Annotated in this window: 26 protein-coding genes and 1 tRNA gene; 11 read left to right on the forward strand and 16 right to left on the reverse strand. The window is 34.4% G+C overall.

The features are described 5' to 3' along the window. Positions 1-5: 5 nt before the first annotated feature. The 3 genes from rpsG to FOL89_RS15490 form a co-directional block, all read right to left on the reverse strand. On the reverse strand, positions 6-482 hold the full coding sequence (rpsG, locus tag FOL89_RS15480; protein ID WP_144283677.1) for a 30S ribosomal protein S7: 477 nt from the start codon (positions 480-482) through the stop codon (positions 6-8). 23 nt (positions 483-505) lie between these two features. Then, a complete protein-coding gene (gene rpsL / locus FOL89_RS15485) occupies positions 506-919 on the reverse strand; it encodes a 30S ribosomal protein S12 (protein WP_002983146.1) in 414 nt (137 codons plus the stop codon). A gap of 109 nt (positions 920-1028) precedes the next feature. Then, positions 1029-2606 carry a hypothetical protein gene (locus tag FOL89_RS15490; protein WP_144283678.1) on the reverse strand — a complete coding sequence of 526 codons (1578 nt, stop codon included), beginning with the start codon at positions 2604-2606 and terminating at the stop codon, positions 1029-1031. Between the two features lie 184 nt (positions 2607-2790). Between FOL89_RS15490 and FOL89_RS15495 the strand changes: the two genes are divergently transcribed. From FOL89_RS15495 to FOL89_RS15510, 4 genes are all read left to right on the forward strand, one after another. Continuing rightward, the gene (locus FOL89_RS15495; protein WP_144283679.1) at positions 2791-3267 is read left to right on the forward strand and encodes a Dps family protein; all 477 of its coding nucleotides are present in this window, start codon (positions 2791-2793) and stop codon (positions 3265-3267) included. A gap of 92 nt (positions 3268-3359) precedes the next feature. Continuing rightward, positions 3360-4538, forward strand: a complete 1179-nt coding sequence (pncB, locus tag FOL89_RS15500) for a nicotinate phosphoribosyltransferase (protein WP_144283680.1) — start codon at positions 3360-3362, stop codon at positions 4536-4538. Between the two features lie 12 nt (positions 4539-4550). Continuing rightward, on the forward strand, positions 4551-5066 hold the full coding sequence (locus FOL89_RS15505; protein WP_144283681.1) for a YciI family protein: 516 nt from the start codon (positions 4551-4553) through the stop codon (positions 5064-5066). 74 nt (positions 5067-5140) lie between these two features. After that, complete coding sequence (locus FOL89_RS15510) at positions 5141-5896, forward strand: DUF5995 family protein (protein WP_144283682.1); 756 nt, start codon at positions 5141-5143, stop codon at positions 5894-5896. A 9-nt stretch (positions 5897-5905) separates the two neighbouring features. Here the strand turns inward: FOL89_RS15510 and FOL89_RS15515 are convergent, their stop codons facing one another. Beyond that, positions 5906-6565, reverse strand: a complete 660-nt coding sequence (locus tag FOL89_RS15515; protein ID WP_144283683.1) for a GDSL-type esterase/lipase family protein — start codon at positions 6563-6565, stop codon at positions 5906-5908. A gap of 162 nt (positions 6566-6727) precedes the next feature. Between FOL89_RS15515 and rmuC the strand changes: the two genes are divergently transcribed. Both rmuC and FOL89_RS15525 read left to right on the forward strand, forming a co-directional pair. Further along, positions 6728-8203: a DNA recombination protein RmuC gene (gene rmuC / locus FOL89_RS15520; protein WP_144283684.1), complete on the forward strand. Its 1476-nt coding sequence runs from the start codon at positions 6728-6730 to the stop codon at positions 8201-8203. 63 nt (positions 8204-8266) lie between these two features. Continuing rightward, entirely contained in the window at positions 8267-9034 is a 768-nt protein-coding gene (locus FOL89_RS15525) for a TrmH family RNA methyltransferase (protein WP_144283685.1), read from the forward strand. Positions 9035-9100: 66 nt separating this feature from the next. Here the strand turns inward: FOL89_RS15525 and FOL89_RS15530 are convergent, their stop codons facing one another. Beyond that, entirely contained in the window at positions 9101-9331 is a 231-nt protein-coding gene (locus FOL89_RS15530; RefSeq protein ID WP_144283686.1) for a hypothetical protein, read from the reverse strand. A 183-nt stretch (positions 9332-9514) separates the two neighbouring features. On the opposite strand from FOL89_RS15530, the gene FOL89_RS15535 reads away from it, so the two are divergent. Beyond that, positions 9515-10681 (forward strand): hypothetical protein, encoded by a 1167-nt coding sequence (locus FOL89_RS15535; protein WP_144283687.1) that lies wholly within the window; start codon positions 9515-9517, stop codon positions 10679-10681. Then, on the forward strand, positions 10665-11240 hold the full coding sequence (locus FOL89_RS15540; RefSeq protein WP_144283688.1) for a hypothetical protein: 576 nt from the start codon (positions 10665-10667) through the stop codon (positions 11238-11240). Before FOL89_RS15535 ends, FOL89_RS15540 begins: the two co-directional genes overlap by 17 nt. Here the strand turns inward: FOL89_RS15540 and FOL89_RS15545 are convergent. After that, entirely contained in the window at positions 11192-11764 is a 573-nt protein-coding gene (locus tag FOL89_RS15545; RefSeq protein ID WP_144283689.1) for a 5-formyltetrahydrofolate cyclo-ligase, read from the reverse strand. The two genes, FOL89_RS15540 and FOL89_RS15545, sit on opposite strands and share 49 nt — an antisense overlap. Before the next feature lie 9 nt (positions 11765-11773). Further along, positions 11774-13135, reverse strand: coding sequence for an oxygen-dependent tRNA uridine(34) hydroxylase TrhO (trhO, locus tag FOL89_RS15550; protein ID WP_144283690.1), 1362 nt, complete (start codon positions 13133-13135; stop codon positions 11774-11776). A 309-nt stretch (positions 13136-13444) separates the two neighbouring features. On the opposite strand from trhO, the gene FOL89_RS15555 reads away from it, so the two are divergent. Further along, complete coding sequence (locus FOL89_RS15555; RefSeq protein WP_144283691.1) at positions 13445-14968, forward strand: trypsin-like peptidase domain-containing protein; 1524 nt, start codon at positions 13445-13447, stop codon at positions 14966-14968. A gap of 67 nt (positions 14969-15035) precedes the next feature. On the opposite strand, the gene FOL89_RS15560 is transcribed toward FOL89_RS15555, so the two are convergent. From FOL89_RS15560 to FOL89_RS15570, 3 genes are all read right to left on the reverse strand, one after another. Next, a complete protein-coding gene (locus tag FOL89_RS15560) occupies positions 15036-15485 on the reverse strand; it encodes a hypothetical protein (protein WP_144283692.1) in 450 nt (149 codons plus the stop codon). Positions 15486-15488: 3 nt separating this feature from the next. Next, on the reverse strand, positions 15489-15869 hold the full coding sequence (locus FOL89_RS15565; RefSeq protein ID WP_144283693.1) for a RidA family protein: 381 nt from the start codon (positions 15867-15869) through the stop codon (positions 15489-15491). Between the two features lie 196 nt (positions 15870-16065). Continuing rightward, a complete protein-coding gene (locus FOL89_RS15570; RefSeq protein WP_144283694.1) occupies positions 16066-18654 on the reverse strand; it encodes a putative LPS assembly protein LptD in 2589 nt (862 codons plus the stop codon). 53 nt (positions 18655-18707) lie between these two features. On the opposite strand from FOL89_RS15570, the gene FOL89_RS15575 reads away from it, so the two are divergent. Further along, positions 18708-20000 (forward strand): N-acetylmuramoyl-L-alanine amidase family protein, encoded by a 1293-nt coding sequence (locus tag FOL89_RS15575; protein WP_144283695.1) that lies wholly within the window; start codon positions 18708-18710, stop codon positions 19998-20000. Between the two features lie 55 nt (positions 20001-20055). Beyond that, positions 20056-20127: transfer RNA gene (locus FOL89_RS15580), tRNA-Glu, on the forward strand. A 266-nt stretch (positions 20128-20393) separates the two neighbouring features. Here the strand turns inward: FOL89_RS15580 and FOL89_RS15585 are convergent. The 6 genes from FOL89_RS15585 to FOL89_RS15610 form a co-directional block, all read right to left on the reverse strand. Then, positions 20394-21968, reverse strand: coding sequence for a BamA/TamA family outer membrane protein (locus FOL89_RS15585; RefSeq protein ID WP_228444939.1), 1575 nt, complete (start codon positions 21966-21968; stop codon positions 20394-20396). Positions 21969-22103: 135 nt separating this feature from the next. Next, a complete protein-coding gene (locus tag FOL89_RS15590; RefSeq protein ID WP_144283697.1) occupies positions 22104-22904 on the reverse strand; it encodes an SDR family oxidoreductase in 801 nt (266 codons plus the stop codon). Between the two features lie 92 nt (positions 22905-22996). Next, entirely contained in the window at positions 22997-23575 is a 579-nt protein-coding gene (locus FOL89_RS15595; protein WP_144283698.1) for a Uma2 family endonuclease, read from the reverse strand. Positions 23576-23615: 40 nt separating this feature from the next. Next, positions 23616-24842: a 3-phosphoshikimate 1-carboxyvinyltransferase gene (locus tag FOL89_RS15600; RefSeq protein ID WP_144283699.1), complete on the reverse strand. Its 1227-nt coding sequence runs from the start codon at positions 24840-24842 to the stop codon at positions 23616-23618. 63 nt (positions 24843-24905) lie between these two features. Further along, positions 24906-25232, reverse strand: coding sequence for a nucleotide pyrophosphohydrolase (locus FOL89_RS15605; RefSeq protein WP_144283700.1), 327 nt, complete (start codon positions 25230-25232; stop codon positions 24906-24908). Between the two features lie 45 nt (positions 25233-25277). Further along, on the reverse strand, positions 25278-26693 hold the full coding sequence (locus FOL89_RS15610) for a hypothetical protein (protein WP_144283701.1): 1416 nt from the start codon (positions 26691-26693) through the stop codon (positions 25278-25280). Positions 26694-26949: the final 256 nt, after the last annotated feature.

The following is a 26949-nucleotide window of genomic DNA, read 5'->3' on the forward strand; positions in this document are numbered from 1 at the left end:
TCAGATTAGAATTTGAAGTGTGAGAAAGCTTTGTTCGCTTCCGCCATTTTGTGAGTATCAGATTTTTTCTTGTAAGCAGCACCTTCTTCTCTTGAAGCAGCTACCACTTCGTTAGCTAATTTCAAAGCCATAGACTTATCATTTCTAGCTTTAGAATATTTGATTAACCATTTCATTGCCATAGAAATTTTTCTGTCGGCTCTGATTGGCATCGGGATCTGGAAGTTAGCACCACCTACTCTTCTGGAACGTACTTCTACGTGAGGCATTACGTTTGTCAATGCATCTTTCCAGATTTCAAGGGCTGTTTTCTCAGTATCTCCTTTTTTTGTTTCTACGATATCTAATGCATCATAGAAAATTTTGAATGCGATAGACTTCTTACCGTCTAGCATTAAGTTGTTTACAAATCTAGTTACCAATTGATCATTAAATTTCGGATCTGGTAACAACGGTCTTTTTTTCGCTTTTGTCTTTCTCATTGTTTCTGTACCTTATTTAATGATTATTTTTTCTTTCCTTTTGCTGGTGCAGCTGCAGCTTGCCCTGGTTTAGGTCTCTTAGCTCCATACTTAGATCTTCTCTGCGTTCTTCCATTTACACCTGCTGTGTCTAATGCACCTCTTACGATGTGGTAACGTACTCCCGGTAGGTCTTTCACCCTTCCGCCTCTAACCAATACTATCGAGTGCTCTTGAAGATTATGTCCTTCGCCCGGGATGTAGGCGTTGACTTCTTTACCGTTAGAAAGTCTTACCCTTGCAACTTTTCTTAGTGCAGAGTTAGGTTTCTTAGGAGTGGTAGTATATACTCTCGTACATACACCTCGTCTTTGTGGACAAGAATCAAGGGCAGCCGATTTGCTCTTCTTGGCAAGTGTGGCTCTTCCTTTTCTTACTAATTGTTGAATAGTAGGCATTTAATTGCTTTTTATTTTAGGGTGCAAAAATATGAATAATTTTTTAATCTACAAGCAGTTATATAAAATATTCATTTTTTGTTAAAATTAATATTTCAGGAATTTAAGATTAATCAATCATAACAACTTTCACATTCCTGTTCCATTTATAGTTTTTAATATTCTGCCTCAGCTGATCCGTATGATGATCCACCGCATAAATTGAAACTGAATTTTTCGCTACCATTATCCCGTCTTGTATTGTGAGTATAGCCACCTTCTTCCATGTTTTCGGAACAAAACCGTTGAGCCACTCTTCATAAATAATAGCAATCTCATATTGATGACTCTCTGTATATCTGGTAAGAAATTCTTCAAACTCTTTGTCTGCTTTTTTCTTATTTTCATTAAAACGTATTGTTTCCTTTGATCCTAAACCCGCAGTGTCCAACAAATGAATATCTGTATAATAGCTGATTGCGCCAATATCATTTGCTACAACTTTAGATTCATTATAATAGGTATGTAGAAATTTTGCAGACTGCACCTGCTGTTCATAAATATTTTTACCGCCTTTATCAAGCATTCTGTGAGCGAATGCGGTTTTGTAGCATAAAAGCAGTACATTCATCAAAACTAATACAGACAAAATTTTCTCTCTTTTAATATAATCTCTAAAATCATAAAAAATACCGCTTATTTTTGGAATGATAACCATTGAAAAACCAGCAAGAATATATGCTTCGTATCGGAAACTTCCTTTTAGCTCCGCAAACAGGGAATGACAAATCATGAGCAGCGAAAAAACAATCAGCAGAAAATTAGTCTGAATTAGATTATTCATCTTCTTTTTGTGAGTTCCTCTGCCTATAATGAAAACACTCATTAAAATAGGAAAGAAACCAATTTTATAAAAACTGATATTCAGGAGAAAATGATCAAAAAAAATTGATTTTAACTGACGCAGAAAATCATCTCCAAAACTGATTTTCGTTCCTTTTACCACAACAGAATTAGGAAAAAAATATCCGTCCTGAAGATAATTAAAGTAGCAGAAAATAAGTACAGGAATAAAACCAGCTAATAATACAGTAAACGATTCTTTCCATTTTTTAACAAGGAGAAAAACAAACGAAAGAATGACAAAATAAAACATACTCTCAAAACGCACCAATCCCATCAAGATTAACGATAAATAGAAACCGGCAGCAGCAGATCTATTATTATTCATTCTGGAAAAACACCAGATATTTACAACAATCAGCAACACATGAAAGATATGCTCCATTCCTGATAACAGCTGAACATGAAGAACAGAAAAAAACAGTGTAAATATAACAGACAGCACAACAAGACTTACCGTATTAAAAACTGCTGAGAAATATTTAACCAAATAAAAAACAATCCCAAATCCGCAAAACATATTGAAATATAAAGACAGCAGGTCATTATCACCAAAAATCTTGATAAGAACACTTATAATAAAAGTAAACAATGGTGATGATGAAGTAGATGAAAATTGATATTGTGTAATCCCCCAAACTTTGTGAACGGCAAAATTCTTGGCTATTGCCAAATGGATATAGGCATCATCAATAAGATAAGTATAAGAACCCTCTGTATGCCTGATTGAATTGAAATAATACCCCAGACAAACCACAACGAAAACAGAAATAACAAGAAGTAAACTTTTATTCTTTATAGACATTATTTATATTCATTATAAAAATACCAAAGATAAGTATCATCAATCATGTGATCCTATTTTCGGCACAATATTTCTATCAATTAGATTACTGTAAAAGATCCTTTGCTTTTGCGAAAATATCATTCTTAAAACATACCACTTTTATATCAACACTAAAATTTAAACCAATATAATATAAACAATTATGAAAAACGCATCATTTATCGGACTTAAAGAAAACGATACTCAAAAGATTTCAGAAAAACTAAATGTTTTATTAGCCAACTATTCGGTATTTTATCAAAATACACGAGGTTCACACTGGAACATCAAAGGGGAACAGTTTTTTACGCTTCATCCAAAATTTGAAGAATTATACAATAATCTTGTGCTTAAAATTGATGAAATTGCTGAGAGAATATTAACATTAGGAGACACTCCTGCACACAATTATTCAGATTACCTCAATGTTTCGACGATTAAAGAAAGTAAAGAAGTTACAGATGGAAACAAAAGCGTTGAAATTATTCTTAACTCATTTAAAGTGGTGATTGAACTTCAAAGAGAGTTATTAGAAATGAGCGAAAAAGCCGGAGATGAAGGAACCAATTCCCAAATGAGCGATTATATTACCGAACAGGAAAAAGAAGTTTGGATGTACAGTTCATTTTTAGGTAAATAAAATAATCGCCCACCCTAAATATTTCAAAAATCGTCTTATTTTTAGACGATTTTTATTTTTAAATAATTAAATTTGCGTTAAAATTACACAATATGCAAAATATTCACCTCAATTCGATTCTTGATAACGATTTTTATAAAATAACCATGCAGAATGCCGTGGTAAAACTTTTTCCGAGCCAGATGGTAAAGTATGAATTTATCAACCGCGGAAAACACCATTTCCCAGAAGGTTTTGATCAAGCTTTAAGAGAAATCATCAATAAAATGGCAGAATTAAAACTAACCAAAGACGAAAAGAAATTTTTGGCGAAAACCTGTCCATATCTTGATTTGCCTTACCTTGATTTTTTGGAAGGCTACCATTATGATCCTTCAGAAGTAAAAATAACCCAAACCGGAAATGATGTATCTGTAACCGTTGAAGGACTTTGGTACAGAACCATCTTGTGGGAAGTTCCACTTTTGGCTATTATCAGCGAATTGCACTATGAGATGAACCACATGGAAAGAGACTCCAATGAAATCGTCATGAATAAAACGCTTGAAAAAGCAGAATCATTAAATAGACTGGGCGTTACTTTTGCAGAATTCGGAACCCGTAGAAGACATTCTTATAAGGTTCAGAATCTTGTTATGGAAGCATTGACTCAGAAAAAAGATTCAACATTTATCGGAAGCTCTAATGTTCATTTTGCAATGAAATATGGCGTAAAACCTATCGGAACTCATGCCCATGAATGGTTTATGTTCCATGGAGCCGAATTTGGATTTAAAATGGCAAACGAAATGGCTTTAGAACACTGGGTAGATGTTTACCGTGGTGATTTGGGAGTTGCGCTTTCAGACACTTACACCACTGACGTATTTTTCCGCCAGTTTGATAAAAAATTCGCCAAACTTTTTGATGGTGTGCGACACGACAGCGGCGATCCGCTGGAATTTGCAGACAAAACCATTGCACATTATCAAAACAACGGAATCAATCCTTTATTCAAATACATTATCTTCTCTGATAATCTCAATCTGGAAAAGGTAGAAGAAATCACCAATTACTGCAAAGGAAAAATCGGGGTTTCTTTCGGAATCGGAACCAATCTCACCAACGATGTCGGTCTAAAGCCAATGAACATGGTGATGAAACTTATTGGTGTTCAGGCTCCCAATAAAGAATGGATCCCCACCGTAAAACTTTCTGACGAAAAAGGAAAATATACCGGAGATCCAAAAATGATCGAACTGGCAAAAGAGTTTTTACGTATTAAAGATTAAAACATACAAAAAATGAAAAAAATAATATTTCTGCTGGCAATTTCATTCTTCATAACTTCATGTTTTATCCATACAAAAGGCGAAAACGGAAAACCCGGACTTCCCGGAAAAGACGGAACTTCTCCCGATTCAAAAATTGGTTTTAATCAGAAAATGGCAGATTCTTTAGGCGCAGACCATTACGGGATGAAACCTTATATTATTGTAATGCTCACGACAGGCTCAGCGAAAATTGAAGACAAAACGAAAATGACCGAACTCATGAAAGGTCACATGAGCAATATCGGAAGATTAGCCAAAGAAGGAAAAATAGTAGTTGCAGGACCATTTTCCGAAAAAAATATTCGGGATTATCGTGGAATGTTCATATTCAACACAAAGTCAAAAGAAGAAGCGGAATCTTGGGTAAAAACAGATCCTGCCGTTGCAGCCGGAGTTTTTGGTTATGAAATTTTTCCTTGGTACGGCTCTGCTGCTTTGCCATTGTACCTGAAACACCATAAGGAGATTGCTAAAGAAAATCCGTGATCTTTTTAATCTAATGAAAATTTGACTTCGTAAACTTGTGAGCTTTTCTTATCTTTAATTAAAACTAAACTCACATGAAAACCATCGAAGAAGTTCTGAAAAAATTAGACGAAATCATTATCTGGGCCAAAGAAAACCAAAGTCCGGTCGGATATTTCGCCTGCACTTACCGAATAATGACCGCTCAGGTTTTGAAAGGAATTCAACAGAAAAAATTTGAAGATAACCCAAGAATGATTCTGTTGGATCTCGCTTTTGCTAACCGGTATCTTGAAGCCTGGGATAATTACAATTCAGGAAAAAAATGCACAAAATCGTGGCAGATAGCTTTTGATGCGGCAAAAAATAAAGATTTACTAATTCTTCAGCATATTTTTCTTGGAATGAATGCACACATCAATCTTGATTTGGGAATTTCCGCCGCATTCGTCATGCCGTACCGAAAAATCAGTCCTTTGAAAAAAGATTTTGAAAACATCAATAATGTGATTGCTTCTATTAACCAAAAGGTTCAGGATTCGTTAAATAAAATCTGTTATCCTATTGATCTGATTGATAAACTTTCCAACGGAAAAGACAATGCCGTTTTAGATTTTGCCATTTCCAAAGCAAGAGAAACTTCCTGGGCAACGGCGGTGATTGTATCTAATACCCCAAAGATCTTAAAACAGAATGTCATTGGAATTGTAGATTATGCCGCAGCAAAAGTTGCCACCCAAATTTTAAATCCTAAAATTCTGACCCCTGCCTTGCTGAAGGAATTAAAAAAATGTGAAAACAATGACGTAGTAAAGAATATTGAAATTCTGGCTTCTACAAAAAATGTATAAAAAGAACTCTTAGTTTTTACCTATTTTTTTCATCAGGATCGCTTCCATTTTTTCATAGCCTTTTGCTGTTGGATGAATTTCGTCTTCGGTGTAGATTTTGTCCAGTCCGTTTCGGGAATCTTTCATTTCAGAATGATAATCTATGTAAGGGATATTGTGCTTTTTCGCATAGCCTTCAATCATTTTGTTGAGTGCGATTACTTTTTCCGCCGGATGCATATCTTTTCTCCATCCGAAATCATAAGCAGGAAGCAAGGAGCATAAAACAACTTTGATATTATTTGCTTTTGCAAGTTCCACCATAGAAACTATATTTCCAAAAACTTTGTATAAAGAAATCGGACCTTGATTTTCTGCAATATCATTGGTTCCGGCAAGAATGATCACACGTTTCGGTTTTAAATTGATGACATCTTCACGGAATCTTAAAAGCATCTGCGAAGTTACCTGTCCACTGATTCCTCTTCCGACGAAATTATTTTTTTTGAAAAATGAAGGGTCAGTAGAAAACCAGCCTTCTGTGATAGAATCACCCATCAAAACAGAATTCGGAATTATATTTTGTGCTAAAACTTGCTGATTTTGCTTTTCATATTTCGCATAATTGGCAAAATCCTGCCCTGAAAGTATCGCTGAAAACATCATGGCTGCAATGCTTAAAAATTTCATGAAGGTTTATTTTAATTTGAAAGAATGAAATAACGGAAAACAAATTGATTCTGCAAGTTTATATTTTGGAAAGTTGCGAAATTTTCTTTAAAAATTATTCCCATATCAAAACTTACGGTTTTCCATAAAACAAATCAACAGGTGTTTTTGTAATTTTGGAAAATGGAAATCACCTATTTAATTATCGGAATTATAGCCGGAGGAATCCTCGGCGCAGTTATTTTATACTTCGTTCTGAGATCTTCTTCCGTTCCGAGAAGTTCTTATGATGAACTCAATAACTTATCTATTAAAAACAGTTCCGATTTAGAAAATTCAAATCTGAAAATCCAGGAACTGCATCAAAATATCAATAAAGAAAAAGAGCTGAATCTTCAGCAAACCGATTTACTGAATGATCTGAAAAACGAATTTGCTAAGATTTCTGCTGAAAACAATTTCCTTCGTTCCCAAAATATGGAATTGGAAAAAATATCTGCCGAAAGACAGGAATTATTCATCAAAAATTCTGAATTAAAAGCTCAAAATGAAAGTCTTCATCAATTGTTAGACAACCAAAAAGAAGAAATAAAAAAAATTCAGGAAGAAGGAAAACTTCAGTTTGAAAATTTAGCCAATAAAATCCTTGAAGAAAAAACGGAAAAATTTACCACCCTCAACCAAAGCAACCTTAAAAATATTCTTGATCCCTTTCAGGAAAAAATCAATGAACTGAAAAACAAAGTAAATGAAGCCTATGAAAAAGAAAATAAAGAACGTTTTTCTTTGGGTGAAAAAGTAAAAGAATTAGCACTTCTCAACCAACAGATTTCTGAAGATGCCAAAAAATTAACAAAAGCGCTGAAAGGAGAAAGCAAAACTCAGGGAAACTGGGGCGAAATGATTCTTGAAAGTATTCTGGAAAAGTCTGGGCTGGTAAAAGGCAGGGAATATTTTCTTGAACACGAACTACGTGACGAGGACAACAAAGCTCTTTTTTCTGAGTTTTCAGGCAAAAAAATGCGCCCCGATGCAGTGGTAAAATATCCTGATGAGAGAAACGTGATCATAGATTCAAAAGTTTCTTTAACAGCGTTCACCGAACTTGTTGATGAGAATGATTCAGATATTTATCAAATCAAACTCAATCAGCATCTTTCATCCGTAAAAAACCATATTAACCAGCTGAGTCAGAAAGCGTATGATGATTACGGAAAATCTCTGGATTTCGTCATGATGTTTATTCCGAGTGAGCCTGCGTATATTGCCGCCATGCAGGCTGATCAAAATCTTTGGAATTTTGCCTATGACAGAAGAATCCTGCTTTTAAACCCGAGTAATCTGATCACTTCTTTAAAACTGATTGCTGACCTCTGGAAACGCGAATATCAGAACCGAAACTCTGTAGAAATTGCAGAGCGTGGGGCTAAACTTTACGATAAGTTTGTAGGTTTTATAGAAAATCTGGAAAAGATCGGAAAGAATCTGGATCAGACTAAAAACACTTACAACGATGCCTACAAGCAGCTCTACACGGGCAACGATAACCTGATTATCCAAACTCAGAAACTGAAAAATTTAGGAATAAAAAATAAAAAAGAACTTCCTCAAAGCCTTGTTGAAAATTCTCAGAACACACTAGAAACTCCGGAAGAATAATTCGTTATTTCAGATCAGTTCTGAGGTTTTTCATTTAACTGTAATTTTAACTAATTTTGCAGCATGTTAATAGAAAGCTTTCAGAACGAAAAAGTAAAATACATTTCAAAACTTCTCACAGACAACAGATTCCGTAAAAAATCGAATGTGTTTGTCGTAGAAGGACAGCAGGAAAATGACCGCGCTCAGAAATACCATTTTGAACCGGTAGAATTTTTTATCTGTGAAAACATTTTTCTGAAAGAATTTCCGAAAGGAAAAATTCATCTCGTAAGCGATAAAGTTTATGAAAAAATTGCCTACCGGGGAACTTCCGAAGGAATTATAGGAATTTATAAAATGAAGGAAACAGATTTCTCTTCATTTAAACCTAAAGAGGACTCTACAATCATTATTGTAGAAGGAGTTGAAAAACCGGGAAATCTGGGTGCTATTTTACGCAGTTGTGAAGCTTTTGGAATTGACGCTTTAATCGTTGCTGACGGAAAAACAGATTTTTATAATCCAAATGTGATACGCTCCAGTGTAGGTTGCCTTTTCGGAATGAAAGTTTTCCAGACAGAGAACCCCAAAGTTTTAGAATTTCTGCAAAAAAACAAATTCAACATCTATACTACTATTATGGATGAATCTTCTGAAGATCTTTTCAAAAGAAATTTTTCTCAGCGATCCGCAGTTCTGTTTGGAACAGAACATTCAGGTTTGAGTGATTTCTGGTTTGGAAAAGGACAGAATACATTAATTCCCATGAGCGGAAGTATAGACTCTCTCAACTTAAGCAACGCTGTAGCGATAACCTGCTATGAAAGTTTAAAACAGAAAAAATCCTAAGTATTAATAAACAAAAAAAACCGCTTCGCTGAGCGAAACGGTTCTTTTATTGTAAGTCGTAGCTAATTACTTAACTGCAGCTTTAGCAGAATCAGACTTCATTTCAACGCTATCTTGCTTCATGTTAGTTGCAGCATCGATAGAATCTTTCTGAGCGTTAGCTGCAGAATCCATATTGTTTTGGATTGAATCAGCGTTGTTCTCGATAGAATCTTTGCTAGTTTCAGTAGATTCTCCTTTTTTACAAGCAACTAAAGAGATTGCAGCGATAGCAGCTACGAATAATGACTTTTTCATAATCAATTAAATTTAATTTTGTTAATATTGTTTTTTAAATCTTTCTTCTGTTCTATTATTTGAACATGACAAAGGTATAGAAGATGAAAAGTTTGTGTATGAAAATTAATTGTAATACCTTTGTAAAACAGTTTTACAATTTATTATAACTGAAAATCAATATTTTAACTACTTTTGAATAAAGTGACTGATTTAGAACTTTTACACTTTGAACAGCTTAAAAAGGATGTTCAAGCTCAATATTTGAAAGATCACTCTCCATCTTATGACGAAATTTCTAAGTGGAAGGGGATTGATATCATTTATTTTCAGGAAGATCTTAGAAAAAAAGCGAAAGGAAACATCAGCGAGAAATCTTTTTATACTTACTTTAAATCTTCTCCCGTCAACAAACTTCCACGTATTGATATGCTTAATTTATTGAGTATTTATGCGGGTTACAGCTCTTGGTATGAATTTAAAAAGAAACATCTTTTTGCCAACGAAGTTCTTACAGAAGACACTAATTTGAGTGAAGAAGAACTGAACAATCTCGAAAAAGTAATTTCTACTATAGCAGAATCATCTAAAGATGAAAATCCGCTTCAAAAAACTTCGGTTTCAGCACCCGAAAACATTGTTTTACAAAAAAACAATACTGATAATCAAATAGTTGAAGAAATTCCAGACAACAAAACTAAAGCGTATCAAACAGAAATAAAGCAACAAAAAAAATCTTATCAAAAAGCTATTTGGATAGCAGTAAGCAGTGTTTTTGTGATTTTGCTGGTTCTTTTAGGTTTTAAAGATGAAATATTTCAGAAAACTTATACCTATTGCTTTACTGATGCCGATAGAAACCTGAATGTGCAGCGTGATATTGAAATCAAAGTGATTAAAGAAAATGAATCTCCTATTTTTTACCGCATAAAGCCGGGAGAATGTTTTGTATATCCTTCAAAGGACAAAACCTTGAAAATGCAGATCAGCTCTACCGTTTATGAAAATCTGGAAATTAACAGAAATCTGGAAAATGCACCTGAAAACGAGACTATCGCTTTGAAGCCCGATGATTATAAAATGGCAGTATACTATTTTTCGATAAAAGACATTCAGGGAGCCAATACAGAAGAACTGATTAAACAAAAAAGAAAGCAGCTGGAAAGCCGCATCAGCAATGATGCTGTGATTACACAAGTTTATGACAGTGACATTTATGGAATTGAGACCTTAGATAAACAAAAATACATCACTCTGGTGACGACTCCCACAACTTCATTAAAAAATCTGAAGTTGATTGAAATGAAAAAAGATAAAGGAAAAATTGTTTCGATAAAATTTAAAATTTCTACCAATGAAAACAATCAGTAAAACTTTGTTTCTCAGTATAATAATATGTTTAGCTGTGCTATCCTGTGTTAAAAAGGAAGCAGAACCAGTAAGTGACCTTCAAAAACTGCGTAATACCAACAACGAAACCGTGCAGATGGACAGCGCACAGGCTATCAATACAATTACCCAGCAAAAAATTCAGGAAGTGCTCGATCTTTCCACTCTATATTTGTCCGGAAACAGAAATACAGAGATTGATACCGCTATCTATTCTCAGATAGAAAAATATTTTCAAAAACCGGATTCTCTCACTTTTAAAAATCTTTTCAAGGAACTGGAAAGTCTTAAAGTAAAAAAAGCAATGGTAAACACCATTAATGTGTACAAGGAAATCAATAATAATGATACTCTTAATCTCGCAAAATTCAATGTAGAATATTTTGACGACAAGAATAAATCTATAGGGATTTTTGAGAAAAATGCACAGTATACATTGGTATCAAAAGAAATTCAGTTCAAAAAAGAATTCAAATTTTACTTTACCAACTTTTATTTTTCGTCTAAAAAAGACACAACAGCGGTAGGAGTAATTAAATAATCTAACGGAATATCATTGATCCGGACATCATCCACATTCTCATCGGGGTTAAAATAATTGACTCCGATTTTTTTGGTACTACCCAAAACATTTTCAAAAAAACTATCATAGAAACCTTTTCCATAACCCACTCTATTCCCTTTTGAATCGCAATACAAAAGCGGAGTAATGACAAAATCAAAACCACAAATCCCCGAATCAATATCTGAAAGAGGTTCTGAAATTCCCCAACCATTTGTTTTGAATACGGTATTTTCAAATATTTCAACAGAAATTAAATGTTCCCCTATTACTTTTGGAACAAAAACCCGAACATCATTTTTGAAACAATATTGAATTAAAGTCTCCGTTCTTACTTCTCTTAATGTATCAATAGGAATAAACAGATGTATTTTATTTCCACTTACAGGTTGAAAATACTTGATAAAATGGCTGAAAATTTTATCTGATAACAAGAAAACCTCATCATCTGATAAGGTTTTTCTTTTTTTAATATATTTTTTTCTAAGATCCGCTTTAAGCATTGGTCACATTTAAGCAGGTTGAACAATTTTATATAGTTTATCCGACAATCTGGTTCTGAAGGGAACTTCAAACGTAATCTGATCCCCTTTTTTCGCTGTTTCAGAAGGCGCTCCATTCACAAATAAATTAGTAATGGTAACTTCCTGCTCTCCGGTCGTAGGACCACTGATCAAAACTTTATCGCCTACCGAAAGATCTTTATTGCTTATTATAAACTGAGCCACTTTAGCATTTTTAAAATAATGTTCAGATTTACCGATAAGAACTTTTTTAACTTTGATTTTCTGACGAATATCTGTAGTTTCTGCTTTTGCTAAAGGCTGATCTGGTAAGTTTCCTGATTTTTTAAATAATAAAGCATCCGATTTTCCTTTTCTGAAAACTTTATTTCCTACCTGCTTCCCTTTTCTTATTCTTTTCTGCTCATCAACCGGCAAATGGATAATATCAAGACATTCTGTGGAACAGCAGTTTTCCATCGCAGCTTTACAGTCATCACACTGAATGAAGAGTAAATGACACGCGTCATTTGCGCAGTTGGTATGATTATCGCAGGGTTTTCCGCACTGATGGCACTGCGAGATGATATCATCTGTAATTCTTTCTCCCAGTCTATGATCGAAAACGAAATTTTTCCCGATAAATTTGCTTGGAATTCCTTCTTCTTTGATTTGACGTGTATATTCAATGATTCCGCCTTCTAGCTGATATACATTTTTAAAACCTTGGTGTTTGAAGTAGGCACTTGCTTTTTCACAACGGATTCCTCCTGTGCAATACATCAGAAGATTTTTATCTTCTTTATAATTCTGTAATTGCTCGTTGATAATCGGCAGACTTTCTCTGAAATTTTCCACATCGGGAGTAATTGCTCCTTCAAAATGTCCTACCTCACTTTCGTAATGATTTCTGAAATCTACAACAACAGTGTTTGGATCCTCCAAAAGTTGATTAAATTCTTTAGCCTTTAAATGAATTCCTTTATTTGTAACATCAAAAGTCTCATCATTAAGACCGTCTGCAACAATTTTATTTCTAACCTTGATCGTTAATTTCAAGAAGGAATGATCGTCCTGTTCTACGGCAACATTCAGGCGAATGCCTTTCATAAAATCATATTCCTCCAACGTCGCCCGAAAAGCTTCAAACTGATCTGCAGGAACACTCATTTGAGCATTAATGCCTTCATGTGCAACATAGATACGTCCTAGTGCATCAAGGGCATTCCAGGCTATAAATAAGTCATCACGGAATTTTTGGGGATTTTCAATTTTGGCGTACGCATAGAAAGATAAGGTAAGACGCTCCTGTCCGGCTTCGTCAATAATTTTGGCTCTTTCTTCTGCGCTTAAAGTGTTGTACAGTTGCATGCTATAAACTTTTTTAAGTGAGAAAATTTTTGCAAAGATAATATTTTAACTCAATTGTAGAAACCTGTTTTTTCGCATATTTTAATGGTCACTTAACTTTTGACAGTATTACCTATCTTAATTAATGACATTTTGTCTTTAATTATTTTTTAAGTAGTGTTAAACTGGAAGGAAAATTATGGTTTAAACTATAAAATGGCATAACTGTCGTTAAATTTTAGTTAAAATTGAAACACTTAAGACTAATTAAATACTTATTTAGCATTAAATTTGTTCAAGTATAAAAAAAATAAAATCAACAAGAAGACAATGAAGAGTACATTTAAAAAACTATTACCATTTGCTGTTGTTGGCGTGATTTCAGGAGCAACCACTGTCGGCGTACAACAATATATTGGTCACGATTCTAATACTTCTGACCAGTCATACTTTACAAAATCAAATAATGTTTCTTTTGTAGGAATGAATACTGCCGCAGTTGGTGATGACTTTGTAAAAGCTGCCAAAACTACCGTTCCTGCTGTGGTAACGATTAAAAACTATCAAACCAGAGCCTCAAGCAGGGCTTCTGAACAAGACATTTTTGACTTTTTCTTCGGAGATCCTTTCGGAGGCAGAAATCAAAGAAGACCTCAGCAGCAAACTCCTGAAAATATGCCTTCAGGATTAGGTTCAGGAGTTATTATCTCTCCTGACGGATATATCATCTCCAATAACCACGTCGTTGCTGGAGCCAATAAACTAGAGGTAGTTTTGAGTAATAAAAAGTCTTACATTGCTACATTAGTAGGAACAGATCCAAATACCGATATTTCTTTGCTTAAAATTGAAGAAAAAGGACTGCCTTACCTGAACTTTGCCAATTCAGACAATATAGAGGTCGGGCAATGGGTTTTAGCAGTAGGGAATCCTCTTGGGCTGAACTCTACCGTAACTGCAGGAATTATTTCGGCTAAAGGACGAGGAATAGGTATTTTGAGCGGACAGGGAAAAGCGACTAATCCTATTGAGAGTTTTATTCAGACCGATGCGGCAATTAACCCTGGAAACTCCGGAGGAGCTTTGGTGAACGTCAATGGTGATTTGATTGGAATTAATTCTGCTATTTCTTCTACCAATGGCTATTATCAGGGATATGGATTTGCTGTTCCGGCAAATCTTGCAAGAAAGATTATTGAGGATATTAAAAAATTCGGAATTGTGCAGAGAGGGTTTTTGGGTGTAACTTCAATAGATTTGTCTAATGATCAGTTGGTAGCTGCTTATAACAGAGATAAGAAAACAAACCTTAAACCAGGTATCGGGGTTTATGTAACCGGCTTTTCAGAAAACAGCGGCGCACAGGATGCCGGAATTAAAACAGGAGATATTATCACAAAAATTGACGGCGCCTTAGTGACCGATTTTGCTGATCTTTCAGTATTTATAGGAAGCAGAAGACCAGGAGACAAAGTACAGGTAACGTATACCAGAAACGGTAAAGAAAATGTAGCAACGGTTACGCTTAGAGACCAAAAAGGAGGAACCACTACCAGAACTAAGGCAGATTTGAGCGTTACTGAAAAGATTGGAGCAGAATTTGAGCCATTAAATGATAGATTCAAGACAGAATATGGTCTCAACAGCGGTGTGGTAACAAAAAATGTTACTGAAGGAAGTGAGATGGCTAAAATTGGAGTCGTAGATGATTATATCATTATTGAAATCAACGGAAAACCTGTGAATTCGCAGAAAGATATTGAAAAAATATTAGACGGATACAAAGGAAATGTTCAGGTGAAGTTCGTTGACAATTACGGGCGAATCTATACTAAAGGTTTTAAAATGCCATAAGTTGATGATCATAATAAAAGTAAAAACGCTGCAAAATGCAGCGTTTTTTATTATAGAATTGAAAATGTTACTGATTCATCTTTTGGGCAGTGAGTCTTTTTTTCTTCCGTTCGTAAATTATCTCAACAATTTTACCTCCCATCCATGCAAAAGGAAAGAAAACAAGAAAAACAGAGATTTTATAAAATGTAGGATGATAAGGAAAAATAATAATATCCAACATCGCTATAAAAAGCATAATAAACCCAATAAGAATGGCATAAGCTACTTTAGCATATTTCACAATCATTGCCGTTACAACTCCACCTATTGTTGTTCCTAATCCAGAAATAAACAGAAGAAATCCAAAAAAAGCATCATTACTTTTCATGCTTTCAAGAAACTTTTCCCAGTGCTCAAAAGGAGCGAATGCTTCAAAAGTAATCCATTGCGGAAATGCTCTGATACCAAGAGTGATCATGAGTCCTGCAATTGTAAGACCCATGAAAACCGCAAATGTATTTCTTATAAAATTCATTATTTAATCCTGATGTGCAATCATAGAAATTTCAATATCTACATTTTTTGGAAGGCAAGATACCTGTACCGTTTCGCGCGCAGGAAAGCTTTCAGCGTCAAGATATGAAGCATAAATATCATTCATTACTGCAAAATCATCCATACTTTTAAGAAAAATACTTGCTTTTACCACGTTTTTAAATGTCATTCCTGCTTCTGTAAGGATAGCTTCAAGGTTTTTCATAACCTGATGCGTTTCTTTTTCAATCCCTTCTACTAATTTTCCTGTTGCAGGATCTACCGGAATTTGACCTGAAATATATAAAACACCGTTGGCTAAATTAGCCTGTGAATAAGGTCCGATTGCTGCTGGAGCATTTTCTGTGTTGACAATTTTCTTCATATAGATATTACTTTTTATAATTCGCCTGTAAAATAATTAAATAATTCACGTTAGTTAATTGGGTATCATCGTGACTGATCATTATCTAATTAATATAATCAAAAAATACCATTGCCAAGATTTGACAGCAATAAATATTCCTTAGACTTTATTTCGGGTGCAAATATAAAATTTATATTCTAAAACCAATATGATTTTAGAAAGGTGCATTGGGCTGAGTGAAACTTCTATCTTTATATTTCAATGCATCGCTTAAAATATTTGCTTTAATTCCTATGAAGAAATCATAAACTTTATATTGTCCGAAAGGCACCCAGTTAAAATTAATGGTAAAACTTCTCTGATCTCTAGAAAAACCAATCCTAGTATACGCCAGTTCTTTGGTTATCAAATCATAATGCGTACTTCCTGTAACATTCCAAAACGGAGTAAGTTTGACACTGCCATCTAACCCGATTGAAGCAATTTTAGTAGGAGTTCTGGAGAGCGTTTTAGTATATGCGTAATTAGCATTCACATTTAAAGTCCAAGCCTGATCAAAATGAGCATAATTATCATCATCAAAGTAATAATTTTCATTTCTGATCTCCCCTTTCTGCGAGTAGATTTTATCAAATTCTTTTTTCTCTCCGAAAATTTCACTACTCAAAGGATAGGAAAGCTGTACATTGAAAGCCTGTATACTAAAGTTTCCAAAATCCTCAGTTCGGATTCCTGTTTCTGAACCTGGTGCAAATAAAATTTTGTAAGGCTCAATCGCTAAACTTGTATTAACGCTCAACTTATTTTCAAAAAAAGAAGATTGTCCGTTCACTGTAATTACCGACCATGGGTGAGATTTTGCAGCGAAGTTATAGTTTCCGCTCACATTTAAAGACTCAAATATCTTTACTTTCTTTACTCCTGTAGAATCACTTTTAGACCTCACCTTCATTTCAATATTATTTCCGATGTTGTAAGACAAAGCACCTACCATACCTGTTGTTGGCGCTCCAACAATTCCATTATCGAAGATAGAATAAGGAGTAAGGGCACCATTAGCATCATAATAGTTTCTGAAATAACCAAACTTTTCTTCTCCAAAATCAGGGGAATAAGTAAAACCGATACTGGGAGTCATCATGTGTCTGATTGCTTCTATGGTATTCCCTTTCTTGAAGTTTGCCTGCCCGTAAAGCTGTGTCTGCACACTTGCTGTTGTAGAGAAAATACTGTATCCCGCCAATTTTTTATTGACCTGATCTATTTGCTTATTTTGTATAGGATCGTAAAATTTAGTAAGTGTTTTGGTGGTTAATGCATTATCAATGGTCGCTCCTAAACTGAATGTAAAATATTTTGCAAAAGTAGTATTGGTACCTAAAGCGATATTATTTTTCAAACCAGTCTGCATTTTATCCCACATAGCCTGTGTAAACAGCTCTCCTTCGTCTGTGCTTACAAAATTCGTAAGGTTTAGCCCTGTATTTACAGTAATATTTTCAAGCAAACCGCTTCTTGTTCCTGTTTTTGATTTAAAAAGATAAAACTGATTGATCGCAACATTCATTTGTGGCAATCTCAAATCTGATAAACCCGTTGCAAAATTTTGAGAATAAGATGCTGTTCCGGTAATTGTTACAGGAAGCTTCAGAAACCTTTTGGTAAGGGTAAGGGTAGAGTTTTGCTGAGTTCTGAGAACACTCTGATCCATAATATAATTATTATTAACCGTATTATTATAGAATGTCTGACTCGTTACATCTATTGAAGCTGAAAAATTGAGAAAAGGATTGGCTTTTGCATCCTGAGTATGTCGCCATGCGATCCGGTAAGTACCAGTTTTACTGTAATTATCCAAACCTTTAATTCCTCTTACCGTATTTCCTATATCTGCAGAAAAATTTCCTGTATAGCGGTATTTTTTGAGATAATTCATTTCAGGTCTTAAGTTCCAGCTTCCTTTAGTATAAATATCTGCAAGTATTTTAAGATCGAAATGCTCTCCGATAGGCTGATAATAACCTAATCCGTTTAGAAAAAACCCAACATCTTCCCGTTCTCCAAAGCTAGGAATCAAAATTCCTGCGGATCGTTTATCCGAAAAAGGCAAGATCGCAAAAGGTAAAATAAGTGGAGTGGGAACATCTTCTATGTACATATGTACAGGACCTGTAATCAGGGACGAGCTGTTTTTACCTTTCTGCATTTTGATGTGTGATGCCAAAAGGTGATAATCAGGACGCGTGTCTTTCTTATCAATATAATAAGTATCTGTGGTAAATTCTCCTCTCCTCATGACAAAGACAGAATCGTTGTACTTTTTAGTTTTTTCAGCAACAATCAGTCCTTCACTTTCTTCCGTTCTTGCATTATAGGCAATTGCCTGTTTGGTTTTTGTATTATAAGTAAAATTATCTGTCTCATAATCTTTCCCACCCTGATTTACTTTCACCAATTCGGAATACTTTCCTAAAGAATCCAGTTTTCCTCTTGCGTAGAAGATATTGCGCTCTTCATCAATGGAAATATAATCTGCATCAATCTGCAGATCCTGATATTTTACCTGTGCATTTTTATTAAGGTAAATCATTCTTTTAGGAACATCTCTGCGGATATCATCTGCTTTAGTTTCTAAAACATCTTCTAAAGACTCTTTCGCTGCAATTACGGTGTCTTTTTTGACGATGGTATCATTAATTATCGTTGCCTTAACGAATTTTTTAGGACTTTCCTGTGCTAAAAAACTGTTAAAAATTAGGATAATTAAAATTTGTAATATATTTTTGAAGACGGTTTTGTCCAATTTTATTTATGTATAATTTGGCTCAAAAATACTATAATTTTTAAAACTGAAAGATGTACAAACTAAATTTTAAAATAATTTTAGCATTTCTTCTCATATTTACTTCAACATTCATTTTCTCTCAAAAAAAATTCACCGTAGTTTTGGACGCAGGACATGGAGGAAGTGATCACGGAGCCAACCGCAGTTATTCTGATATTGGTCTGGTTGAAGAAAAGAATGTTACGCTTGCCATTGTCCTGAAATTGGGAGCAATGCTTGAAAAAAATAAAGATTTTAAAGTAATTTATACGCGGAAAATTGATGAATATCCTTCATTAACCGACCGAACCAATATCGCAAATCGAAGCAAGGCAGACTTATTTATCTCTGTACATGTCAACTCTTCGGCAAGCAGAACTGCGACAGCAAGAGGTACGGAAACTTTTGTACAGGGTCCTGCTCAAAATAGAGAAAATCTGGAAGTAGCCAAACAGGAAAACAACGTAATTTATCTTGATGAAAAAGATAAGGAAACCTTCGCATCCTATGACCCTTCTTCCCCCGAATCATTGATTGCTTTAAAACTTCAGCAAAGTAAATATCTTGAAAACAGCCTTATTGTAGGAAGTTTTGTGGAGGCCAATTTTGAAAAAAGCGGTCGTTTCTCAAGAGGAGTTAAACAGGAAAACCTCCACATTCTGCGAAGAAGTGCCATGCCTTCTATCCTTATCGAAACTGGATTTGTGAACAATTATGATGACGCTCTTTATCTAAGCTCAGAAAAAGGACAGGATGAAGTAGCAGACAATATTTATAAAGCTATTATAGAATATAAAAAAGCCAAAGACAGAAAAGCAGGAGTAGAGATCATAACTAAAAAGCCAGAGCCTCAAAAGCCTGTAGAAGTTCCTTTGAAAAATGATTTCAGAATTCTTCTGATGACTGTTCCGAGAAAATATAATTTGAATGATCCTGAACTTCGTGGTTTGAATTACATCCTTCCAATCAAAGAAAATGGGATTTATAAATATTATTATGGCGTAACAAATATGGCTTCTGTAAAAGACATCAACCTTAAAACGGCTAAAGATGCTGGTTTTAGAAATGCATATGCAGTAGGTTTTATGCCAAATCAAAAATTGGTGACTGGTTATTATAATATTGAGGTGTATACAGGAAAAGATAAATTAAGTGCAAATTCCTATATCCTTCAGACCTTGAAAGATGTCGAAAGAAACAAATCTAACGGTATTTTCTATTATACTTACGGAAAAGTCTACACTTTGGAAGATGCTGTAAAACTCCAGAAAGACCTGGAAGACAAAGGCATAAAAAATACAGTTATTCAAAAGAATTTTAAATAGGCAGTAAAATTTTGAAGTTTAAAAGTTTATTGATATTTTTGCAACCTCAAAATTCGGCCTATTCGTCTAGTGGTCAGGACTCAAGGTTTTCATCCTTGCAACAGGAGTTCGATTCTCCTATAGGCTACTTCGAACAACAAAAAAAGCTCTTTTTAAGAGCTTTTTTTGTTATCTATATTTCTAAATTTGCATCCTTCTGTTTAGGAAAAATATTGAATACAGCATTTACTTTCAATCTTATCCTGATTCGCTCCTATTTGGTGCAATTCCTAGCCCGGATAGCAGCGGTTACCCCGCAGTGAGGCGGCGGAGCAAAGCGGAGCCGACCGAGCGAGGAGTATGAGCGGATAGCCGGAAACAGCTCCTAAAAAAAAATTAGAAAAAAAAAGATGATCAAAAACGACTGAGGATTCCCCAATGAATTTTGATGTCATTGAATTTAAAAGGATTTCCAAACTCATTCCCGTTGGATAGCTGAAAACTCATTAACCCTAACGGAATAAAGAAGTTGAAACCGAGACCGACACTATACAGCTTTGGTTTCACATTCAATGATTTGTTGTTGAGCTGTCCGTACTGACCAAAAACATCAAAAAATGCCTGATTGCCTATAAGATAACGGTACTCAACACCCGCATAATAGAAAAAATCTGCCGCAAGAGAATTTTCATTAAAACCCCGGAGGGAATTCCAGCCTCCGAAACGGTACAATTCATTGGCAGAAAAGTCTATCTTAGAATCCATCATTGCCCCCTCTCCTTTAATATTGAGAAAATGGTTGCCATTGATGTTATAATTGTATTCTCCAAAAAAGTAAAACTGGTTCTGATTAGCTTTTATATTATCCACGGTATATTTTGTTGCCAAAAAATCGTACCCGACATTCAGTTTTGATTTGTAAAGAAAAAGATCAATTTCAGAAGGTTCTGTCATATCAAAGAAAACTCCGATTCCTTTTTTGTTGTAATCTTTCCCCTGAATGTAAAGGCTATCAATGATAGTTGATGATTCAAATGTTCCGCGGAGACCAATTTTCTGACGGTTATTGATGTGATAATAAAATGCTGGCAATGCTTTTACGTTCGCAAATGTAGAATCTTGTCTGAAGATATTGACTTTCATATTTAGTCCCACATTAGAACTGAATAAATATGGAATGTCTGTCTGCAAATCAAAAGTCTGACCTTTGTCAGGATTACGCTGCCAATATAAGTTGATGGTCTCAAAACCATTAAACATATTTCTGAAATTGACATTCAGCGTTCCGTTGAGCGTAAATTTGTCTGTCTTATCGTTTCCAAAACCAATCACCCCATCAAAAGTATTGGTTTTTTTCTTTTCCATAAAAAGATAGATCTGCGTGGAATCTTTGGTAAAAAGGGTTTGTGGCTGCCTTTCCAGACTTACAAAAGGATGACTCTGAAAGTTTTTATTGATGGCAATAAGATTCTTGTCGTCGTATGTTTTTCCTTTAAAATCTTTATCCAAATTTCTGATGAATCTTTTCGGAACTCTGGTGTAACCTTTTACCACAAATCCATCAATGGTACGCTTATCATTTTTGTTGATATCCAGCTCAACAACCGGATACCCTTTTTTTTGTCCTTTAAACTTTGATTTTATTCTGCTGAATGCAAAACCGTCGTCTATATATTTTTTGTTGATATTTTTTTTTACGGAATCTAAATTTTTAGTAAAAAACTCTTTTTCCAGTTTTAATTTTCCTACAATAGAATCTGAAAGATTAACGTATGTTTCGTTAAAGTTTTTCCCTTTGTCATAGTAAATTTCTGTGCTGTCTCCTTTTATTTTTACGTCTTTCAGTTCCGTAAAGAAATAATTGCTTTGCGCAAGAGAATCAAGAAATTTTACGGCAGAAAGTGAATCTTTTACCTTTTTTTTAGTCTTGGTTTCTGTATCTATAAGAAAATAATGTTTCTTTTGCGCTGGTACAAAAACGCAAAACATCACAAAAAATATGTTTAAAAATAACTTCAATTTTATCATTCTGAAAGTAGCGAAGCGGAATAAAGAATCTCAATCAATAAAAATTCTTCACTGCATTTCATCCCTTTCAGAATGACAATGCATCCAATCAATCAACTAATTTTTATCTAGTTTATTATATTTTTTCATTAAATTCTCATACGTTCCCTGTGGTAAAATCCATTTTAAAGGAACACCGATTTTCTGCCCTAATTTACCGAAATAATAATGAGCTTTCCATTTATTTTTGTTTAAAAGTTTCTCAACATATTCTGCAACTTCCAAAGGTGCGTTACCATCGCCTACATGAGAGTTCATCAAAGCATAAACTTTCTCGAAAACATTCTTGTACGGCTCAGAAACTTTTGTTCTTACCCGGTTTTCTGCAATATTGGTTTTAATGTCACCCAAATGAAGCGAACAAACGCTCACATTCCAGGGATAAACTTCATATCTCATTGCTTCAGTTACTTTATCCAGAGCCGATTTTGACGCTGAATAAAACCCACGAAAAGGTAACCCCATTTCACTTCCGATGCTGGAAACATTGATGATCTGCCCAAATTTATTCTCTCTCATTTTAGGCAAAACGGCACTCATCATCTGAACTGCACCAACAAGATTAAGGTTGAATAGTTTTAAAATATCCTCTTTTGAAGAATCTTCTACGGAACCCACCATCCCCATCCCTGCGTTGTTGATCAGAACGTCGATTCTGTTTTCTGCTTTTAAAACTTCAGAAATTGCATTCTGAACAGCATCATTGTCTGTGATGTCTGCCGGGATTGATTGGAAATATGCGCTTTCAGTGAATTTTCGGCTAAGACCGTACACCTTATAACCTTTCTTTCCGAAATATTCTGCTAAGACGAAACCAATTCCTGAGGAAGTTCCTGTGATGATGATGGTTTTATTCAATGTTTTTAATTTTTAAATAAATGATTTCAAAAATAAAACTTTGCCAGAAAATTGACAAAGTCTTTTATTTGTTATTAGTACAAAAAGTTTTATTAAAATTCATACAAATCCTGAGTAGAAAATGTAAGATCTTTAAATTTGATAGACTGCAGCATTTCGCCGTCTGCAACAGGCTTTCGGCTAATATATTCACCATTTTCCAGACTGTAAATCAAAATAAACTTTTCGCTCGGATCTACCACCCAATATTCTGAAACTCCTGACTCTTCGTATAAACTGAATTTTAAATTCATTTCTTTTTTTGAATTTCCGGGAGATAAAATTTCTATGATCAGATCGGGCGCCCCAAGACAACCTTTGTCATCAATTTTATTTCTGTCACAAATCACGCATAGGTCAGGCTGCACAACAGTAATAATTTCTCCGGTTTTACTTGGTAAACGCACATCAAAAGGAGCATAAAATAACTCACAAGGACTTTTTTCAAAATAAGAATAAAGAGCTTGATTTATCTTCTGGGATATTTTTTGATGCATCGGAGACGGAGCAGGACTCATTTTCAAAATTTTACCTTTGAATAGCTCCACTCTTTCTTTGAGTTTCCACATAAGATAATCTGCATAAGTGTAAGATGCATTCATATCAAGTTGGCTGAGACTTGTAATTTCCATAGGTCTAAATTTTATTGATGTACTGATAAAACAAATTTAATCATTTTAAAGTTAGCAGTTCAGACAAATCCTTCCAAAACATCGGATAAGATTTTTCTACTACATCTTCATCTTCTATGGTCAGTTCTTTGATGAGGCAGAATGGCGCAAAACTCATTGCCATTCTATGATCCTGATATGTTTTGATAGCAATATTTTCTTCCGGATTATTGAAGCTGACTGATCGTATTGTAGAGTCTGAAATTTCCGTTTCCGTTCCGAGTTTTTTTAATTCGTTGTGCAACGCTGAAAGCCGATCAGTTTCTTTTACTTTCAGAGTGCCCAAACCTGAAATTTCAAAAGGAATTTTCAATGCCGCTGCCGTTACGCAAAGCGTTTGCGCAATATCAGGACAATTATTCATATCCAAGACAATCTTTTCCGGAAACTGAAAATTTTCAATCGGCTGAACGCTTAATTGATGTTCCTCTTCCATAAAAATAGTTTTAATTCCGAAGAACTTTTCATAGATATTAGCAATCGCAGAATCTCCCTGTGTAGATTCTTTATAAAAACTTTTTAGATGAATCGTTTCTCTTCCGATGGCTGCAAACGAATAAAAATAAGAGGCAGAGCTCCAATCGCTTTCAACTTCGTAGGTGATTCCTGATTGTTGATCATTGACAAATGATTCTACTATTATAGTATTACCAATGAATCTATTTTTAATTCCGAATTTGGTTAAAATATCCAAAGTCATTTCGATATAAGACCTTGAAGTCACTTCGCCAACTAAATTAATCTCCAAACCGTTTTCCAGTTTTCCCGCAATCAGTAAAAGAGACGTGATAAACTGACTCGAAATATTGACAGGAACATCTACTTTCGACCGAGTGATTTTTCTTCCCTTAATTTTTAAAGGTGGAAATCCTTCATTTCCTAAGTATTCAATTTCAACGTCTAAATTTTGTAAAGCAGTTACCAGATTTTTGATCGGTCGTTCTTTCATTCTTCCGGATCCGGTAAGGATCGTTGTTTTCCCTTCCTGAATAGAAAAATAGGAAGTCAAAAAACGCATCGCTGTTCCTGCATGGTGAATATCAATGGTTTCACATTCCGAAGACAATGCTTTTTTAAGCAATTGCGTATCCTGAGAATTGGATAAATTCCCAATTTCTATGTTTGAAAATAAACTTTCCAAAATCAACAAACGATTCGAAATACTTTTCGAACCGCTTATTTGTATGGTTTTATTTCCTATTAATTTTTGTTTTTCAAGCTTCTTCATTGTTCCACCTTTATTAAAAAGATTCGTTAAAAGTATTTATAACCTATAACTCATCATGGATAACTATTTAAGTTTCTCATTATTCAGATGACGATCTTTATCCCGATCAGTCTTCAATTTCATTTTTTTATCAAAAGCTTCCTGTAAATTGACTCCCGTTTGATTGGCTAAACACAATGTAACAAACAGTACATCTGCCAATTCTTCACCTAAATCTTTGGTTTTATCGCTTTCCTTTTCGCTTTGTTCACCATACCTTCTTGCAATAATTCTTGCCACTTCACCCACTTCTTCGGTGAGCATTGCCATATTGGTAAGTTCGTTAAAATAGCGGACACCAATAGTTTTTATCCATTCATCAACTTGCTGTTGAAGACTTGTAATTTCCATATTTGAAAAACAGAAGTAAAAGTTAAATTAATTTTATTAAAAAATCTATTGATAAGCTCCTAATGTTGGATTGGATGTTCTTGAAACACCAACAATATCCGTAGGAACTGTTCCTGCTATCGTCACATCTCCTTTATTTTTAGCAGGTGAATCATTTTTTACCCGAAGATTCATTTGTGCCGCAAAATAATTGACGAATTTAGGATCCTCATTTTTATAACTTTGAATAATGCTGTTGGTTGGGTTATTGTCAAAACTAAATCCTGCACCTGACAAACCTGAATATTTAATTAAAGAATTTTGAATTAAATATTGAAACTGCTGACCGTTAATTGCTTCAAAATTCACCGAATCTCCCTGGTCAGAATACACAATACTATTAAGAATGTTTAAATTCTGAAGAGCTCCAAAAACAATTTGTCCGTTTTCGTTTTTCCATTCATTAGTTGCAAAAATTCCCATTCTGTTTTGATTAAATAAAACCTGAGAATAGTTGGCTATAGTCACGTGGGTATAAGAATGATTTCCTCCTCTGAATATCCCAATCGCCGATTCTCCGCAGTTATTCATCACCAGATTATTAGCATTTACAGTACAGCCTACCGCATAAATCCCATAGTCCTGAAAGGTATGAATAAATGAATTTCTAATATTGGCGTTTACTTCCTTCATCTCCAGACCTGTCGTTCCGCCAAAAAGTCTTGCATGATTCATATTCAGCGTAGAGCCTTCTTCCATTTTTATAGATTTCCAGTTTCTAGGAATGGTATCATAATATGTATCATTTCTGTCACCACGAAGAATTACCTGTTTATCTAAAGTTCCGTTGATATTGAGAATTGCTCCCTGCGAAACTTTCATCCCGCTGTTCTTATGAAAATAAACCTTTGTTCCCGGTTCAATACTTAAATTAATATTTTGGTCAACTGTTAAATTCCCATAGATAATTTTAGCCTTGTTATTAGTCCAGGTTGTATGATTGGTAATTACATTAGGGTTTGACGGTGTCTGTATAAAAAATTCGGCATCTTGCACTACAGAAAACAAAGTAACATGCTGCTGTCCTGCTCCTGTGGTAAACAAAACCCTGTCTTCCGCAATTGCTTCAGGTCCTGTAGCCTGTGGCGCAATTTCTACGTATATGTACAAGCTATCTTTCTTTCTTAAAGGAACATTTTGGAAATCATGCCCTGCTTTTCCATCCACATTGATTCTGTATAAAGATGAGGCACCCTTTTCCAGATGAATTCTTGGGATCATCACGTCTTTATCTTCATTATTAAATACTTTTACGGCGTACGTTTCAGATCTTACCTGATGATAAACCGTGTCACAAAAAACAGTATCTCTGGAAAATCTCAGCTCTTGTGAAGGAGCATCGAAACTGATGTCGTCCTGATTGCATGAAACTGCAAAAATTAACATCAATACAGATAAAAAAAGTAATGATTTATATTTCATAAGTTGATATTTATTATTTATTGGTCATATGAAAACCGCTTACATATATTGATCTTTTACGAATATTAAGCAGTTATAACGACTTCATTAAGATTACATTGATACAAGTTTCAAATTTAACGAAAATACTTTAATATTCTTATGTCTGAAAAAATTCTTAACCGAGTATTTGTATATAATAAAAATATTTGTATTTTTGCAACCTAAAATTTAGCAGAGAAATATCCATTACTATTTCGAAAGCAAAGTTTAATTT

The organism is Chryseobacterium echinoideorum, assembly GCF_007474535.1.
Lineage (GTDB): Bacteria > Bacteroidota > Bacteroidia > Flavobacteriales > Weeksellaceae > Chryseobacterium > Chryseobacterium echinoideorum.